The sequence below is a fragment of the Janthinobacterium sp. 344 genome, from assembly GCF_900112025.1.
Taxonomy (GTDB): Bacteria; Pseudomonadota; Gammaproteobacteria; order Burkholderiales; family Burkholderiaceae_D; genus Janthinobacterium.
The window spans coordinates 433,636-449,940 of the sequence record NZ_FOKL01000004.1; the positions used below are offsets into that span (position 1 = coordinate 433,636).

The following is a 16,305-nucleotide window of genomic DNA, read 5'->3' on the forward strand; positions in this document are numbered from 1 at the left end:
CACCATGCGTATTTTACTTGCCGAAGATGACAGCGTCCTGGCCGATGGATTGACCCGTTCGCTGCGCCAGTCCGGCTATGCCATCGACTACGTCAAGAATGGCCAGGAAGCCGATACGGCCCTGTCCACCCAGGAATTCGACTTGCTGATCCTCGACCTGGGCTTGCCGAAAATGTCCGGCCTGGAAGTATTGCGCCGCCTGCGCGCGCGCGCTTCCCTGCTGCCCGTGCTGATCCTGACGGCCGCCGATTCCATCGAACAACGCGTCAATGGCCTCGACCTGGGCGCCGATGATTATATGGCCAAGCCGTTCGCCCTGTCGGAACTGGAGGCAAGAGTGCGCGCCCTGACGCGCCGTGGCGCCGGTGGCGGCGCCACCATCATCAAGCACGGCCCGCTCAGCTATGACCAGGTGGGCCGCAGCGCCTACATCAACGACCAGATGCTCGACCTGTCGGCGCGCGAGCTGGGCTTGCTGGAAATCCTGCTGGGCCGCACCGGCCGTCTCGTCTCGAAAGAGCAACTGGTCGACCACCTGTGCGAATGGGGCGAGGAAGTGTCGAACAACGCCATCGAAGTGTATGTGCACCGCCTGCGCAAGAAAATCGAAGTGGGCGGCGTGCGCATCGCCACCGTGCGCGGCCTCGGTTACTGCCTGGAAAAATACTCGGAAGCGCGCCTGCACGCCGAGGCGGCCGACGCCACTGCCCCCGCCAGCAAGTGAAGGGACGCGAGGCGCCGCCGGACGAGGCCGTCGACGACGACTGGTTCGAGCCGCCCACGACGGAGCAGGACGACACCATCGAGCACTCGCTGTTTGGCGAAATCCTCGACTGGATGCTGGCGCCCCTGCTGCTGCTGTGGCCCATGAGCATCGCCATCACCTATCTGGTCGCCAAGAGCATCGCCAACCAGCCTTTCGACCATGCGCTGGAAGACAGCGTCACCGTGCTGACGCAGCAGGTCAAGCAGGCCGATGGCGAGCTGCTGCACCGCATGCCGGAAAAGAACAGCAGCGGCCGCGACTTCCTGCGCGGCGACGATATCGACACGCTGTACTACCTGGTGGTCGGTGCGCGCGGCGAGTATCTCGACGGCGACCGCGACTTGCCGCCGCCGCAAGACCCGGACAAATACCGCAGCGGCACGGTGCTGTTCCGCAACGACACCATCCACGGCACGCCCGTGCGCGTGGCGTTCACCTATCTCGACATGCCGGCCAGCACGGAAGAGGAACCGCGCCGCGCGCTGGTGCAGGTGGCGGAAACGCTGGAAAAGCGCGCCCAGCTGGCCAATGAAATCATCAAGGGCGTGATCTTGCCGCAGTTCATCATCCTGCCCGTGATCCTCGCCCTGGTCTGGTTCGCCCTGGCGCGTGGCCTGTCGCCGCTGGCGCAGTTGCAGGAACGCATACGCGCGCGGCCGCCCGACGACCTGAGCCCCATCGAATCGGGGCAGGTGCCCGAGGAAATCACCCCGCTGGTCGGCTCGCTCAACGAGATGCTGGCGCGGCTGTCGCTGTCGATCGACATGCAGAAACGCTTCATCGCCGATGCGGCGCACCAGATGAAGACGCCGCTGGCGGGCATGCGCATGCAGTCCGAGCTGGCATTGCGCCAGACCGACCACGACGAAATCCACCGCTCGCTGCTGCAGCTGGCGAAAAGTTCGGAGGCGGCCACGCGCCTGGTGAACCAGCTGCTGGCACTGGCGCGCGCGGAAAACCAGCCGCAGGCGGGCACCACCTTCGAGCCCATCGAGCTGAGCGAACTGGCGCGCGGCGTGGTGCAGGACTGGGTGCAAGCCTCGTTTGCCCAGCATATCGACCTGGGCTTCGAGCAGCCCGCGTATTCGATCATGATTTCCGGCAATGCCATCATGCTGCGCGAACTGCTGAGTAACCTGATCGACAACGCCCTGCGCTACACGCCGGCCGGCGGCAGCGTCACCGTGCGCGTGCGCGGCACGCTGGAACGGGCCATCCTGGAAGTGGAGGATACGGGGCCCGGCATTGCGCCGGCCGAGCGGGCGCACGTCTTCGAACGCTTTTACCGCATCCTGGGCAGCAATGCCGACGGCAGCGGCCTGGGGCTGGCCATCGTGCGTGAAATTGCCCAGCAACATGACGCCGAAGTCGACATTTTTCATAATCCGCGCGCCACCTCGCCCAAGCTGCCAGGTACGCTGTTGCGCCTGAGCATAGCCCTGCTATTGCCGGACGCGCCCGAAGAGGATGACATCACCTATGGATAAGCCCAGCCCGGCACTGCAGCAGCGCCTCGATACCCATTGGCACAAGACGCGGCGCCTGACGGCCATCCTGCTGGCGATCTGGCTGCTGACGGGTTTCCTCACCGTGTTCTTTGCCCGCGAGCTGCTGCACCTGAACCTGTTCGGCTGGCCCCTGCCCTTCTACATGGCGGCGCAGGGCGCCTCGCTGGTGTACCTGGCCATCATCGGCTTGTATGCCTGGCGCATGCGGCGCCTCGACCGCGACTTCCATGCCGGGGAGGAAGCATGAGCGGCCAGCGCACCTTCTTTGCCCGCCTGTGCCGCTACTATCTGCTGTTTTCCGCCGGCTTCGCCGCCTTCCTGCTGGCCCTGACGGTGCTGGAACAGGAAGGCATGCCGCGCGCCTGGATCGGCTACCTGTTCATGCTCGTCACCATCACCCTGTACGCCACCATCGGCGTCATCAGCCGCACCTCGAACGTCACCGAATACTATGTGGCGGGGCGCCGCGTGCCGGCCATGTTCAATGGCATGGCCACGGCGGCCGACTGGATCTCGGCCGCCAGCTTCATCAGCCTGGCCGGCGGCCTGTACCTGAACGGTTTCGACGGCCTGGCCTTCATCATGGGCTGGACGGGCGGCTACTGCCTGGTGGCGCTGCTGATCGCGCCGTATCTGCGCAAGTTCGGCCAGTACACGATTCCCGACTTCCTCGCCGCCCGCTACGGCAGCGGGCGCGACGGTCGCGGCGCCGCCGTGCGCGTGGTGGCCGTGGCCGCCACCATCATCGTCTCGTTTACCTATGTGGTGGCGCAGATCTACGCGGTGGGCCTGATCGCCTCGCGCTTCACGGGCGTGGATTTTTCCGTCGGCATCTTCCTGGGACTGGCCAGCATCCTCGTGTGCTCCTTTCTCGGCGGCATGCGCGCCATCACCTGGACGCAGGTGGCGCAATACATCATCATCCTGATCGCCTTTTTGATCCCCGCCATGTGGCTGTCGGTAAAACATGCGGACAATCCCGTGCCGCAGATCGCCTACGGCAAGGTCTTGCCGCAGCTGAGCACGCGCGAGCACGTGCTGGAAAACGATCCGAAAGAAAACGAGGTGCGCGCCATCTTCCGCCAGCGCGCGCAAAGCTACCAGGCGCGTATCGATGGCTTGCCCGCGTCGTGGGAACAAGGCCACCTGACGGCCCAGCGCCAGCTCGACAATTTGCGCAAGCGCAATGCATCGCTGTTTGACATCCGCAACGCGGAGCGGGCCCTGATCGCCTACCCGAAGAATCCCGAAGAAGCGCGCGTGCTGTGGCAGGCGGCACAGGCCGGCAACCAGAAACGCGCCGAACCGATCACGCCGCATGCGCAGCCGTTTCCCGCCCCTGACCGGGCACAGTCCGATATCAAGCGCAACAATTTCCTGGCCCTCGTGTTTTGCATGATGCTGGGCACGGCCGCCCTGCCGCATATCCTGATGCGCTCCTACACCACACCGTCCGTGCACGACACGCGCGTCTCCGTGTTCTGGACCCTGTTCTTCATCCTCCTGATTTATCTGACGATTCCCGCGCTGGCCGTGCTGGTCAAGTACGATATTTATTCCGCGCTGGTGGGCACGCAATATGCCAACCTGCCCACCTGGGTCTCGTACTGGGCCAACGTGGACAAGCTCAGCCCGCTGATCAGCATCGTCGACGTGAACCGCGACGGCATCGTGCAGCTGGCGGAAATTGCCATCGATGCCGACGTGCTGGTGCTGGCCACGCCCGAGATCGCCGGCTTGCCCTACGTCATTTCCGGCCTGGTGGCGGCCGGTGGCCTGGCCGCCGCCCTGTCGACGGCGGACGGCTTGCTGCTGGCCATCTCGAATGCCCTGTCGCACGACATCTATTACAAGGTGGTCGACCCCACCGCCTCGACGCAGAAGCGCGTGACGATTTCAAAATTGCTGCTGCTGGCCGTGGCCTTCATCGCCGCCTATGCGGCTTCGCAAAAGCCGGCCGACATCCTGTCCCTCGTGGGCATCGCCTTTTCGCTGGCCGCCTCGACCCTGTTCCCGCCCCTGGTGCTGGGCGTGTTCTGGCAACGCAGCAATCACCAGGGCGCGCTGGCCGGCATGCTGACGGGCTTTGGCGTGTGCCTGTATTACATGCTGCACACGAGCACCATGCTGGGCGGTAACGCCGGTGGACAATGGTGGCATATCGCGCCCATTTCCGCCGGCATCTTCGGCGTGCCGGCCGGCCTGGCCGCCACGGTGCTGGTCAGCTGGCTGACGCCGGCGCCGAAACGGCGCAGCACGGGACTGGTCGAGCATATCCGGGCGCCGGAATAATGACAGAAAAATACATGGTGGGACTCGCAAAACAACGCCGCAGATGATAGCCTTGCGGAAATAGTATTCAAAATGAATACTGTATCTTGCAACTTGATGCGGAGTGTCCATGCGGTCCAGCCTTGCCTGTCTTACCCTTGCCATCCTGTTGCCGGCCAGCGCCGCCAGCATAACAGCCCATGCGGCAGTGCCCGTGCCGGCGGCGGCGATTCCCGCCGCCGATTTCTTTGCCAATGCGACGCTCAGCGGCGCCGTGCTGTCGCCGGACGGTCGCCATGTCGCCGTGCTGGTCAGCGCCAAGGGCGGCCGGGTCCAGCTCTACACGGTCAATTTGCCCGGCATGCAGGTGCAGCCCCTGACCTCGTTCGAGGATGCCGATATCAGCAGCATCGCCTGGGTGAACGAGCAACGCATCGTGTATAGCGTCATGGATCGCAATATCGCCCAAGGCGATGTGCAGTACGGACCCGGCCTGTATGCGATCAATATCGATGGCAGCGGCTACCGCCAGCTGGCCAGCAACACCAATTCGCGCAAGACGACGCGCGGCGCGCCCGAAATGCTGAGCTGGGATACGCGCTTGCTCAGCGCCAGCGGCGACCAGGGCACGGACGACGTGTATGTCACGCAAGCCCAGTTCAGCACCACCGGCATCGCATCGCAGACGCTGCTGCGTCTGAATACCGTGACGGGTGTCAGCAAGGTCGCCGCCAGCGTGGCCGATGCCCAGGGCTGGCTGCTGGACCAGAAAGGCGAAGTGCGCATCGCCCTGACGATCAATGAGAACAAGCGTACCCTGCTTTATCGTGAGCATGCCGGCGTCCCATGGCGCAAACTGCGCGAGAGCGATGTGTACCTGGCGGCGCCAGGCGATTTCTCGCCGGCCTTCTTCGATGCCAAGGGCAATTTCTACGTGCACGCGAACTACCAGGGCGCCGAAGCCGTGTACCGCTATGACCTGGCCACGGACACGATCCAGGGTGCGCCACTGGCGAACACGCCCGGCTATGATTTCGCCGGCATCCCCGTGCAGGGCGCCGACAAGTTGCTGGGCATGCGCTTTGAAACGGATGCGGCCGGCACGGTCTGGTTCGACAAGACGCTCGATGGCGTCCAGGCCAAGGTGGATGCCTTGCTGCCGGCCACCGTGAATATCATCTCCGTGGCCAAACGCTCGGCAACACCGTTCGTGCTGGTGACGGCAAGTTCCGACGTGCAGCCGGCAACCGTCCTCATCTTCAATACCGACACGGGACAGCTCATGCCCGTGGGCAGCAGCCATCCTGCCATCGACCCTTTGCACATGTCGCGCAAGACCCAGGTGCGCTACCAGGCGCGCGATGGCCTCACGATTCCCGCCTACCTGACCTTGCCCAAAGGGCATCCCGGCAAGAATCTGCCCATGGTCGTCATGGTGCATGGGGGCCCCTGGGTGCGCGGCGGCCACTGGGACTGGAACCGCGAGACGCAGTTCCTGGCCTCGCGCGGCTATGCCGTGCTGGAACCGGACTACCGCGGCAGCACCGGCTATGGCGCGGCCCATTACAAGGCCGGCTGGAAGCAATGGGGCTTGAAGATGCAGGACGATATCGCCGATGGCGCCCGCTGGGCCATCGCCAAGGGCTACGCCGACCCGCAGCGCATCTGCATCGCCGGCGCCAGCTATGGCGGCTACTCGACATTGATGGGTTTGCTCAACGACCCCGAGCTGTTCAAGTGCGGCATCAACTGGGTCGGCGTGACCGACATCAACCTGATGCGCGACGGGCACTGGACGGGCGATTCCGACCTGGCCGACTCATACAAGAAAAGCGGCATGAAGGACATGGTCGGCGATGCCGTGCTCGATGCCGCGCAACTGCGGGCGACGTCACCGCTGCAGCAGGCGGCCCGCATCAAACAACCTTTATTGCTCGGCTATGGCGGCGCCGACCAGCGCGTGCCGGCAAGCCAGGGCCGCCTGTTCTACCAGGCCGTCAGCAAGACCAACCCGCATGTGGAATGGGTGCTGTACAACGAAGAAGGCCACGGCTGGGCGCTGCAAAAGAACAATGTCGACTTCTGGACGCGCGCCGAAAAACTGCTGGCCCGCAGCATCGGCCCCACGGTGGCGCCAGCGCCAGAACCGGCGCCTGCCGGCACCCCGGCCAGCGCCCCGTAAGACCACCGCCGGGCGCCGCAGACGCCAGCGCCCGGCAAGTAGCGCCCCCAACCTCCCCTACACTCTGATTGCCAAGCGCTTATGCCTGTCCCTCCTTTCCTGCGCGTCATCCTGCTGCTTGCCTGCCTCTGCGCGCCGCCCGCCATGGCCCAGCCTTCCGCGCCGCCACCGCTGGCCGCCTTCTTCGCCAATCCCGAGTTCAGCGGCGCGCTGCTGGCGCCCGATGCGCGCCGCCTGGCCGTCAAGGTCAACGGTCCCAACAAGCGGGACCGGCTGGCCATCGTCGACCTGCGCGACAACAGCATCAAGGTGGTGGCGCAGTTCGATGACGCGGACGTGGGCGACATCGAGTGGGTCAATCCGCAGCGCCTGGCCTTCAATCTGCACGACCGCCAGACGGCCTCCGGCGATGTGCGCTACGGGCCGGGCCTGTACGCCGTGAATGCCGACGGCAGCCAGTTGCGCCAGCTGGCCAGCCGCAGCGGCGCGCCCAACCTGTCGACGTCCATCTACAAGGTGCTGCCGTGGCATACCTACCTGAGCAGCCAGCGCGGCGCGCAGGATAGCGATGCCATTTACGTGCTGAGCACGGTATTCACGGCCACGCGCGAAGTCGATTACCAGGCCCTGCTGCAGCTCGACACCGTCACGGGCCGCAGCACGCCCGTCACGCCGCCCGGCAAGGTGCGCCGCTGGCTGCTCGACCAGCGCGGCGAGCCGCGCCTGGCCGTCACGCGGGAAGGCCATATCGACAGCGTGCGGTACCGCGATCCCGCCAGCGGCGCCTGGCGCACGCTGGCGCAATTCGACGCCTATGTCGGCGGCGCCGAGGCGTTCACGCCGCTGGGCTTCGGTCCCGACGGCACGCTGTACGTGAAGGCCCGCCTGGGCAGCGATACGCTGTCCGTGCATGCATATGACCTGGCCAGCGACAGCATCGTGCCCGCGCCCCTCATCGCGCTCGATGGCTACGATTTCACGGGGGGACTGATCGTCCGTGACGGCAAGCTGCTGGGCGCGGGCTACCTGGAAGAATCGCGCGCCACGCGCTGGTTCGATCCCGCCATGGCCGCCCTCCAGGCGCGCATCGATGCGCTGATGCCCGAGACGCGCAATCTCGTCTCCCTGGCGGCCCGGCCCGCCACGCCGTTCGTGCTGGTGCAGTCGTTCTCGGACGTGCAGCCGATGCGCTATGCGCTGTTCAACGGCGAGACAGGGCGCCTGACGGCCATCGGTGATAGCCAGCCGCAGATCCAGGCCGCGCAGATGAGCGCACAGCGGCTGGTGCGCTACCCGGCGCGCGATGGCCTGTCCATTCCCGCCTGGCTCACCGTGCCAAAAAACAGCACGGGCAAGGAGCTGCCCCTGGTGGTGCTGGTGCATGGCGGCCCGTATGTGCGCGGCGCCGAGCGGCAATGGGATGGGCAGGTGCAGTTCCTTGCCTCGCGCGGCTATGCCGTGCTGCAGCCGGAATACCGGGGCAGCACGGGCTTCGGCAAGCGGCACTTCCGCGCCGGCTGGAAGCAATGGGGATTGAAGATGCAGGACGATATCGCCGACGGCGCGCGCTGGGCCATTGCCCAGGGCATCGCCGACCCGCGCCGCGTCTGCATCGCCGGCGCCAGCTATGGCGGCTATGCCACTTTGATGGGCCTGATCAACGACCCCGACCTGTACCGCTGCGGCATCGACTGGGTGGGGGTGACCGACATCGGCCTGATGTACACGGGCCACTGGAGCTTCGCCTCCGATCTCTCGGACGACTGGAAGCAGTACGGCATGCCGCAGCTGATCGGCGACCCGCTGAAGGATGCGGCGCAGTTCCAGGCCACCTCGCCCATCGCCCAGGCGGCGCGCATCACCCAGCCCTTGCTGCTGGCCTATGGCGCGGCGGACAAGCGCGTGCCGCTGTACCACGGCAAGCAGTTCCACGCGGCGGTCAAGCCGCACAATCCCGACGTGGAATGGGTGGTGTACGAGGACGAAGGACATGGCTGGTACCTGCCGGCCACGCGCGTCGATTTCTGGCAGCGTGTCGAGAAATTTTTGGACCGCAATATCGGCCCCGGCAGCGCCAGCCAGTAACACCGCGCAGCGGCCGTGCTGCGCCGGCATGCTGTCAGCGCAACCCACCGAGGAAAAGAAAGAATGATAGTAAGATTGCCAATGCTGCGCCGCCGCGTGCTGCTTCCCCTCCTGCTGGCGCTGGCATCCCTGCCGTGCGCGGCGGTACACGCGCAGGTGGCGCCGGCGCTCCCGGTCCCGGCCGCAGCCCCGCTGCCGGCCAGCCTGTTCTTTGCGCCCCGCTCGCTGGGCGGCGCCACGCTGTCGCCCGACGGGCGTTTCCTGGCGATGCGCGTCCTGCCGGCCGGCGAACGGCAGCGGGTGCGCTTGAGCGTGCTCGACCTGGCAAGCATGCACGCCACGGTGGTGGCTTATTTCAACGATGCGGATATCGCCAATTTCCAGTGGGTCAATAACGACCGCCTGGCCTACAGCCTGGTGGACCGGCAACGGGGCCAGGGACGGCAGCGGTTTGCCTCCGGCATGTTTGCCGTCAACAAGGATGGCAGCGGCTACCGCCAATTGGCCACCCGCGAAGGCATCGTGCGCGACCGGCCCGGCATGCTGCTGCAGCCATGGTCGACCTTCCTGATCGACGATATCAGCGCGCAGACCGGCAACTTCGTGTATGTCTGGCGCACCCATCTGAGCCGCCTGAACTCGATCGCCGACACCTCGACGGGCCGCCTCAACACGCTGACGGGTGGCTACGAAACCGTCAAGATGCCGCCGGACCTGCTGTACTGGATGAGCGACTCGGGCGTGGCCTGGCGCATGGACAAGGAATTCGCGGAGCAACGCAACATGGCCTACACCTTCGACCGCCCGGCCGGCACCTGGCGCAAGCTGGCACAGGTAATACCGCACGACCCCGCCGGCGAAGCCATCGCCCCCGCCTTCCTGGCGCCGGACGGCCAGCTGTATGTGTATGCGCGCCATGGCGGCGACAAGCTGGCGCTGTACCGTTTTGACCAGCAGGCCCAGCGCCTCGATGGCGCCCCCGTGCTTGCCTCGCCCGGGTATGATATCGCCGCCACCATGGTGCATGACGATGCGAAGCTGCTGGGCATCCGCTACCGGACCGATGCGGAAACCACCTTGTGGCTCGACGCGGACATGCAAGCCATGCAGCAAGCCGTGAATGCGCGCCTGCCCGCCACCGTCAATACGCTGAGCGTGGCGCAGCGCACGGATGCGCCCTACGTGCTCGTATCGAGCTGGTCCGATGTCCAGCCCCTCATCTATCGCGTGTTCGAGCGGGCCAGCGGCAAGTTGATCCCCTTGGGCAAGGCCTATCCCGCCGTCGACCCCGGGCGCATGGCGTCAAGACAATTGCAGCACGTCCAAGCCCGCGACGGCCTGACGCTCCCCGCCTGGCTGACCTTGCCCAAGGGCGGCGGCCGCCAGCTGCCGCTGGTGGTGCTGATCCATGACGGTCCGTGGCAGCGCGGCGACTGGGGCTGGGAGCCGGCCAGCCAGTTTCTCGCGTCGCGCGGCTATGCCGTCCTGGAACCCGATTACCGGGGCAGCACGGGACTGGGCGCGCGCCATTTCCGCGCTGGCTGGAAACAATGGGGCCTGGCCATGCAGGACGATATCGCCGATGCGGCGCGCTGGGCCGTTGCGGAAGGCATCGCCGATCCGCAGCGCATCTGCCTGGCCGGCGGCGGCTACGGCGGCTATGCCACCCTGATGGGGCTGCAGCGCGATCCGGCCCTGTTCCGCTGCGGCATCGCCTGGTCCAGCATCCCTGATTTGCGCGAACTCAAGGATGAAGTCAACTGGTGGCTCGATGACGATTTGCGCAACAGCAATGAGCACTACACCCTGGCCATGTTGCTGGGCGATGCGGACAACGACAAAACCTTGCTGCGCGAGAACTCGCCTGGCCGGCAGCCGGCCCGCATCACCGCCCCGCTGCTGATGGCCCACGGCTATACGGACCATATCGTGCCCATGTCGGATGCCCGCGCGCTGTACGACGCCATCAGCAAGACCAATGCCCACACGCAATGGATAGAGTATGACGAAGAGGGCCACGACTGGGTCCTGCCGCAAACCCATGCCGACTTCTGGCAGCAGAGCGAGAAATTCCTCGGCAAGCACATCGGAAAAGACGGCGCGGCGGCAAAAAAGGAGTAGGCTGGAGGGCCTGCCACTTACGAGGAAAACCCATGCCGTCTGGAAAAATTCTTGTCGCCCAGGGAGGCGGGCCCACCGCCGTCATCAACCAGTCGCTGGTGGGCGTGGTGCTCGAATCGCGGCGTTTTCAACATGTCACGCGCGTGTATGGGGCACTGCACGGCGTGCGCGGCATCATCAATGAAGAGTTTGTTGATCTGACGCAGGAAACCAGCCATAACCTGGAACTGGTGGCCGCCACGCCCTCGTCGGCGCTCGGCTCCACGCGCGACAAGCCCGACATCGCCTACTGCCAGCAGATCTTTGAAGTGCTGCGCGCGCACGAGATCGAGCATTTCTTTTACATCGGCGGCAATGACTCGTCCGACACGGTGCGCATCGTCAGCGAGGAAGCGCACAAGGCCGGCTATCCGCTGCGCTGCATCCACATCCCGAAAACCATCGACAACGACCTGGTGGGCAGCGACCACACGCCCGGCTTTCCATCCGCCGCGCGCTTCGTCGCGCAAGCGTTCGCCGGCGCCAACCTCGACAACGCCGCCTTGCCCGGCGTCTATGTGGGCGTCGTCATGGGCCGCCACGCGGGCTTTTTGACGGCCGCCTCGGCGCTGGGCAAGAAGTTCCCCGACGATGGCCCGCACCTGATCTACCTGCCCGAGCGCGTCTTCGTGCTGGAAAACTTCCTTGCCGACGTGAAGGCAACCTATGAAAAGTATGGCCGCTGCGTGATCGCCGTCTCGGAAGGCATCCACGACGCCTCGGGCGAGCCGATCGCCAGCCTGTTGGCGAAAGAAGTCGAGCGCGACGCGCATGGCAACGTGCAATTGTCGGGCACGGGGGCGCTGGCCGATTTGCTGTGCGACGAGATCAAGGCCAAGCTGGGCATCAAGCGCGTGCGCGGCGATACCTTCGGCTACCTGCAGCGCTCCTTCATCGGCTGCGTCTCCGACGTCGACCAGCGCGAGGCGCGCGAGGTGGGCGAAAAGGCCGTGCAGTTCGCCATGTGGGGCGAGCGCGACGGCTCCGTCGCCATCAAGCGCACGGGTTTTTATTCCGTCGACTACGAACTGCTGCCCCTTTCCGACGTGGCGGGCAAGACGCGCACCATGGAAGACGAATTCATCAGCGCCAGCGGCACGGACGTCACCGATGCTTTCCGGCTGTATCTGCGTCCGCTGCTGGGCTCCGGCATGCCGGACGCGTTCCGCCTGCGGGCGGCCAAGGTGGCGAAGGTCTTGAACCCTTAGCTGGACTCCGCCAGCAATAGCGGCCGCAGCTTGACGGCCGCTTCTTTTAACTGCGGCACGTGCTGCAGCAATTGCTCCACGGACTTTCTCGCCACGGGCGCGTGGCAGGCGACGGCCGCCACGATGCGCCCGTCGGCGGCGCAGATGGGCACGGCCACGGCCACCATGCCGTGCACGAATTCCTCGTCGTCGATGCCGATGCCCAGGCGGGCGATGCGCACGATCTCGCGTTCCAGCAGCACCGCATCCGTGATGCTTTTCGGCGTGCGCGCCTCCAGCGTGAGCATGGCCAGCAATTCACGCCGCTCCAGCAAGGTCATGTGCGCCAGGAACAGCTTGCCGCTGGCCGTGCAATGCATGGGCGCGCGCGTGCCCAGCACCAGGTGCAATCGCAGCGGTTCCTGCGTTTCCACCCGGTCCACATACACGATCGCATTACCCTCGGGAATGGCGAGGTTGCACGTCTCGCCCGTGGCCGCCACCAGGCTGCCCAGGATGCTGCGGCTGACGCGGATCAGGGCATTGTTGCGCAGGGTCGCCAGCGCCAGGTTGGTCGAGGCGGCGCCCGGCACGTAGCCGCGTCCCACAGGCGTGCGCAGCACATAGCCGTGCTGCTCCAGGGTATCGAGCAGGCGCATCATGCTGGCCTTGGGCACCTGCATGCGCGTGGCCAGTTGCGACAGGGTCAATGGCTGGCTGGCGCTGGCCAGGTGCTCGATCAGGCGCAGCACGCGCAAGCCCCGCGCCTCGTCGCCATGGCTGGCCGCCGCGCCGGCATTCGCCTGGCTGCCCGCTGGCTCACCGTCCGCAGCCTCGGCCGCCCGTTTTTGAAACGCATCATGCATGTTCTGTTTCACCTCTCGCGTATGCGGCGGTTTCCGCTTGTCCCGGTGCTGCACGTCTTTTATAAATGGAACCAGACGTTCCAAAAATAACCAATAAAGACCAGTGTATCGCAAAAAACGCCCGTCGAGGCGGCTGAGATACCGCAACGCAGGAGACAAGCACCATGTTGCAAACACACTACGATTACATCGTCGTCGGCGCCGGTTCGGCCGGCTGCGTGCTGGCCAACCGCCTGTCGCACGACAGCGGCAACCAGGTCTTGCTGCTGGAAGCAGGCGGCAAGGATAACAATCCCTGGATCCACGTGCCGGTCGGCTATTTCAAGACCATGCACGACCCGAACCTGGACTGGTGCTACCGCACGGAAGCGGACGCCGGCATCGCCGGACGCCAGTTGCAGTGGCCACGCGGCAAGGTGCTGGGCGGCTCCAGCTCCCTCAACGGCCTGCTGTACGTGCGCGGCCAGAAAGAGGATTACGACCGCTGGGCGGAACTGGGCAACCCGGGCTGGAGCTATGCCGAGGTGCTGCCCTACTTCAAGAAATCGGAAGACCAGGAGCGCGGCGCCAGCGACTACCACGGCGTGGGCGGCCCATTAAAAGTGTCGGACCTGCGCCTGCGCCGCCCCATCGCGGAACACTTCATCGCCGGCGCCACGGAAAGCGGCATCCCTTTCAATGCCGACTACAACGGCGCCACGCAGGAAGGCGTGGGCTACTTCCAGCAGACGGCCAGCAACGGCCTGCGCTGGAGCACGGCGAAAGCCTTCCTGCGGCCCGCCCGCAAGCGCGCCAACCTGCGCGTGGAAGTGCGGGCGCAAATCACGCGCGTGCTGTTCGAGGGCAAGCGCGCCGTCGGCATCGAGTTCCGCCAGGATGGCCAGCTGCGCCAGGCGCGCGCCAGCGGCGAAGTGATTTTATGCGCGGGCGCCATCGGCTCGCCGCAGATCCTGCAATGCTCGGGCGTGGGTCCGCGCGCCCTGCTGGAGGAAGTGGGCGTGCCGCTGGTGCACGACTTGCCCGGCGTGGGGCAAAACCTGCAAGACCACCTGCAGATCCGCCTGGTCTTCAAGACGCGGCTGAAAACCCTGAACGATGAAGTCAACAGCCTGTGGGGCAAGCTGTGGGTGGGCATGCAGTATGTGTTTGCGCGTTCCGGGCCTTTGACATTGGCGGCCAGCCAGGTGACGGTATTTACCCGATCCTCGCCGGAAGTCGCGCGGCCCGACATCCAGTTCCACATGCAGCCGCTGAGCGCCGACAAGCCGGGCGAAGGCGCGCATCCGTTTTCCGCGTTTACGTCGTCCGTGTGCCAGCTGCGCCCGCACAGCCGCGGCCACGTGTCGATCAAGTCCGCCGATCCCCTCGCCTATCCGGGCATTTATCCCAATTATCTGTCCGACCCGCGCGACCAGCAGACGGCGATCGCCGCCCTGCGCGTGGCCCGAAAAATCGCCGCCGCGCCGTCGCTGGCGCCGCACATCATTGCCGAATTCGTGCCCGGCCCGCAGTTCCAGAGCGATGAAGAATTGCTCGATGCGGCGCGCCGCTTCAGCCAGTCCATCTACCACCCCAGCGGCACCTGCAAGATGGGCCATGACGCCATGGCCGTCGTCGATGCGCGCCTGCGCGTGCACGGCATGCAGAACCTGCGCGTCGTCGACGCCTCGATCATGCCGGAAATCGTCTCGGGCAATACGAACGCGCCCACCATCATGATCGCCGAAAAAGCCGCCGACATGATCCTGGCGGACGCCGTGCGCCTGCCCAGGGCGGCCTAGCCGGCGCCCCGCGCCTTCCCCATTCCACCCGACCAAGGAGGATGCCAGCGGCAGGCAGACCGGCCCGCCCCTGTTGTACCGGCCGCCGCGCCAGCAGCGCGGTGGTTGTAACCCAACCATCTAAAAAAAATACATAATCGATATCGATTGGAGACTAGATATGGACAACAATCCGAAAAAGGCCAAAGAGCTGCGGAAAGTCGTGATGGCCAGCGTGATCGGCGCCACCATCGAGTGGTACGACTTCTTTTTATACGGCGTCGTCGCCGGCATCGTGTTCAGCAAGCTGTATTTCCCGGGCGGCGATCCGCTCGTCTCGACCATGCTCGCCTACGGCACCTTCGCCGTGGGCTTCCTCTCGCGCCCCATCGGCGGCGTGATCTTCGGCCACTTCGGCGACAAGATCGGCCGCAAGAGCATGCTGGTGATGACCCTGATGATCATGGGCATCTCCACTTTCCTGATCGGCGTGCTGCCGACGTATGACCATATCGGCTACTGGGCGCCCGGCCTGCTGCTGTTCCTGCGCGTGCTGCAGGGCATCGGCCTGGGCGGCGAATGGGGCGGCGCCGTGCTGATGGCATATGAATATGCGCCGCCAAAAGACCGCGGCTTCTATGCCAGCCTGCCGCAGATCGGCCTGGCCATCGGCCTGTGCCTCGCTTCCGGCGTGGTGGCCATCCTGTCGCACAGCTTGAGCGACGCGCAGTTCCTGTCGTGGGGCTGGCGCGTGGCCTTCATCCTGTCGGCGGCCCTCGTCTTCATCGGCATGTGGATACGTTTGAACGTGATGGAAACGCCGGAATTCCAGGCCGTCAAGGAAAAGAACGCGGAGACGCAGATCCCGTTCTTCGACCTCTTGAAACGCTATCCGGGCAATGTATTAAAAGGCATGGGCGCGCGCTATATCGACGGCGTGTTCTTCAATATCTTTGGCGTCTTTTCCATCACTTATCTCACCAACACCATCAAGATAGCCCGCACGGAAGCACTGATGGGCGTGATGGCGTCGGCCGTCGTGATGTGCTTCTGCATTCCGTTCTTCGGCCGCCTGTCGGACCGCATCGGCCGCAGCAAGGTGTTTTTCTGGGGCTCCTTGATCACGGGCGTGTCGGCCATTCCCGCCTTCTGGATCATGCTCAACCACGCCGACAATCCGCTGCTGCTGTGGTGTTCCGTGATCATCCCGCTGGGCGTGCTGTATTCGGCCGTGTACGGCCCGGAAGCGGCCCTGTTCTGCGACCTGTTCGACGCCAAGGTGCGCTACACGGGCATCTCCTTCGTGTACCAGTTCTCCGGCATCTTCGCCAGCGGCCTGACGCCCATCATCGCCACCTACCTGCTGAAGACGGGCAATGGCGAACCGTGGCACATCGTCGGCTACATCCTGTTCGCCTCCCTCGTCTCGGCCGTCAGCGTGGCCATGATCGGCAAGGGCGGTTCGCAGCCCGACGGCCGCATGAAGCCGGCGCACGCGCGGTAAGATATCGCGGCGCAAA

Annotated in this window: 11 protein-coding genes; 10 read left to right on the forward strand and 1 reads right to left on the reverse strand. The window is 65.3% G+C overall.

Annotated elements, in window-relative coordinates; translation table 11 throughout:
- Positions 1-4 precede the first annotated feature (4 nt).
- The 8 genes from BM193_RS14245 to BM193_RS14280 all read left to right on the forward strand — a co-directional run bounded on the left by BM193_RS14245 (position 5) and on the right by BM193_RS14280 (position 12,180).
- Complete coding sequence (locus BM193_RS14245; RefSeq protein ID WP_092796764.1) at positions 5-724, forward strand: response regulator; 720 nt, start codon at positions 5-7, stop codon at positions 722-724.
- Positions 721-2,253 (forward strand): sensor histidine kinase, encoded by a 1,533-nt coding sequence (locus BM193_RS14250; RefSeq protein ID WP_254786137.1) that lies wholly within the window; start codon positions 721-723, stop codon positions 2,251-2,253. The genes BM193_RS14245 and BM193_RS14250 overlap by 4 nt, the downstream gene beginning before the upstream one ends.
- Positions 2,246-2,521 carry a DUF4212 domain-containing protein gene (locus BM193_RS14255; protein WP_092796766.1) on the forward strand — a complete coding sequence of 92 codons (276 nt, stop codon included), beginning with the start codon at positions 2,246-2,248 and terminating at the stop codon, positions 2,519-2,521. Before BM193_RS14250 ends, BM193_RS14255 begins: the two co-directional genes overlap by 8 nt.
- On the forward strand, positions 2,518-4,566 hold the full coding sequence (locus BM193_RS14260) for a sodium:solute symporter family protein (RefSeq protein WP_092796768.1): 2,049 nt from the start codon (positions 2,518-2,520) through the stop codon (positions 4,564-4,566). The genes BM193_RS14255 and BM193_RS14260 overlap by 4 nt, the downstream gene beginning before the upstream one ends.
- A gap of 109 nt (positions 4,567-4,675) precedes the next feature.
- The gene (locus BM193_RS14265; RefSeq protein WP_092796770.1) at positions 4,676-6,727 is read left to right on the forward strand and encodes a S9 family peptidase; all 2,052 of its coding nucleotides are present in this window, start codon (positions 4,676-4,678) and stop codon (positions 6,725-6,727) included.
- Between the two features lie 81 nt (positions 6,728-6,808).
- On the forward strand, positions 6,809-8,812 hold the full coding sequence (locus BM193_RS14270; RefSeq protein ID WP_092796772.1) for a S9 family peptidase: 2,004 nt from the start codon (positions 6,809-6,811) through the stop codon (positions 8,810-8,812).
- Between the two features lie 63 nt (positions 8,813-8,875).
- Positions 8,876-10,933: an alpha/beta hydrolase family protein gene (locus BM193_RS14275; protein ID WP_092796774.1), complete on the forward strand. Its 2,058-nt coding sequence runs from the start codon at positions 8,876-8,878 to the stop codon at positions 10,931-10,933.
- A 32-nt stretch (positions 10,934-10,965) separates the two neighbouring features.
- The gene (locus tag BM193_RS14280) at positions 10,966-12,180 is read left to right on the forward strand and encodes a 6-phosphofructokinase (RefSeq protein ID WP_092796776.1); all 1,215 of its coding nucleotides are present in this window, start codon (positions 10,966-10,968) and stop codon (positions 12,178-12,180) included.
- Here BM193_RS14280 and BM193_RS14285 read toward each other — a convergent pair.
- The gene (locus tag BM193_RS14285; protein ID WP_092797208.1) at positions 12,177-13,025 is read right to left on the reverse strand and encodes an IclR family transcriptional regulator; all 849 of its coding nucleotides are present in this window, start codon (positions 13,023-13,025) and stop codon (positions 12,177-12,179) included. The two genes, BM193_RS14280 and BM193_RS14285, sit on opposite strands and share 4 nt — an antisense overlap.
- A 164-nt stretch (positions 13,026-13,189) precedes the next feature.
- On the opposite strand from BM193_RS14285, the gene BM193_RS14290 reads away from it, so the two are divergent.
- Both BM193_RS14290 and BM193_RS14295 read left to right on the forward strand, forming a co-directional pair.
- Positions 13,190-14,806 carry a GMC family oxidoreductase gene (locus BM193_RS14290; RefSeq protein ID WP_092796778.1) on the forward strand — a complete coding sequence of 539 codons (1,617 nt, stop codon included), beginning with the start codon at positions 13,190-13,192 and terminating at the stop codon, positions 14,804-14,806.
- A 160-nt stretch (positions 14,807-14,966) separates the two neighbouring features.
- Complete coding sequence (locus tag BM193_RS14295) at positions 14,967-16,289, forward strand: MFS transporter (protein ID WP_092796780.1); 1,323 nt, start codon at positions 14,967-14,969, stop codon at positions 16,287-16,289.
- Positions 16,290-16,305: the final 16 nt, after the last annotated feature.

Excerpts from the sequence above, each read along its gene's own strand:
- BM193_RS14245 (WP_092796764.1), top strand. The coding sequence starts at position 5 with ATGCGTATTTTACTTGCCGAAGATGACAGCGTCCTGGCCGATGGATTG.
- BM193_RS14255 (WP_092796766.1), top strand. The coding sequence starts at position 2,246 with ATGGATAAGCCCAGCCCGGCACTGCAGCAGCGCCTCGATACCCATTGG.
- BM193_RS14260 (WP_092796768.1), top strand. The coding sequence starts at position 2,518 with ATGAGCGGCCAGCGCACCTTCTTTGCCCGCCTGTGCCGCTACTATCTG.
- BM193_RS14265 (WP_092796770.1), top strand. The coding sequence starts at position 4,676 with ATGCGGTCCAGCCTTGCCTGTCTTACCCTTGCCATCCTGTTGCCGGCC.
- BM193_RS14270 (WP_092796772.1), top strand. The coding sequence starts at position 6,809 with ATGCCTGTCCCTCCTTTCCTGCGCGTCATCCTGCTGCTTGCCTGCCTC.
- BM193_RS14275 (WP_092796774.1), top strand. The coding sequence starts at position 8,876 with ATGATAGTAAGATTGCCAATGCTGCGCCGCCGCGTGCTGCTTCCCCTC.
- BM193_RS14280 (WP_092796776.1), top strand. The coding sequence starts at position 10,966 with ATGCCGTCTGGAAAAATTCTTGTCGCCCAGGGAGGCGGGCCCACCGCC.
- BM193_RS14285 (WP_092797208.1), bottom strand. The coding sequence starts at position 13,025 with ATGCATGATGCGTTTCAAAAACGGGCGGCCGAGGCTGCGGACGGTGAG.
- BM193_RS14290 (WP_092796778.1), top strand. The coding sequence starts at position 13,190 with ATGTTGCAAACACACTACGATTACATCGTCGTCGGCGCCGGTTCGGCC.
- BM193_RS14295 (WP_092796780.1), top strand. The coding sequence starts at position 14,967 with ATGGACAACAATCCGAAAAAGGCCAAAGAGCTGCGGAAAGTCGTGATG.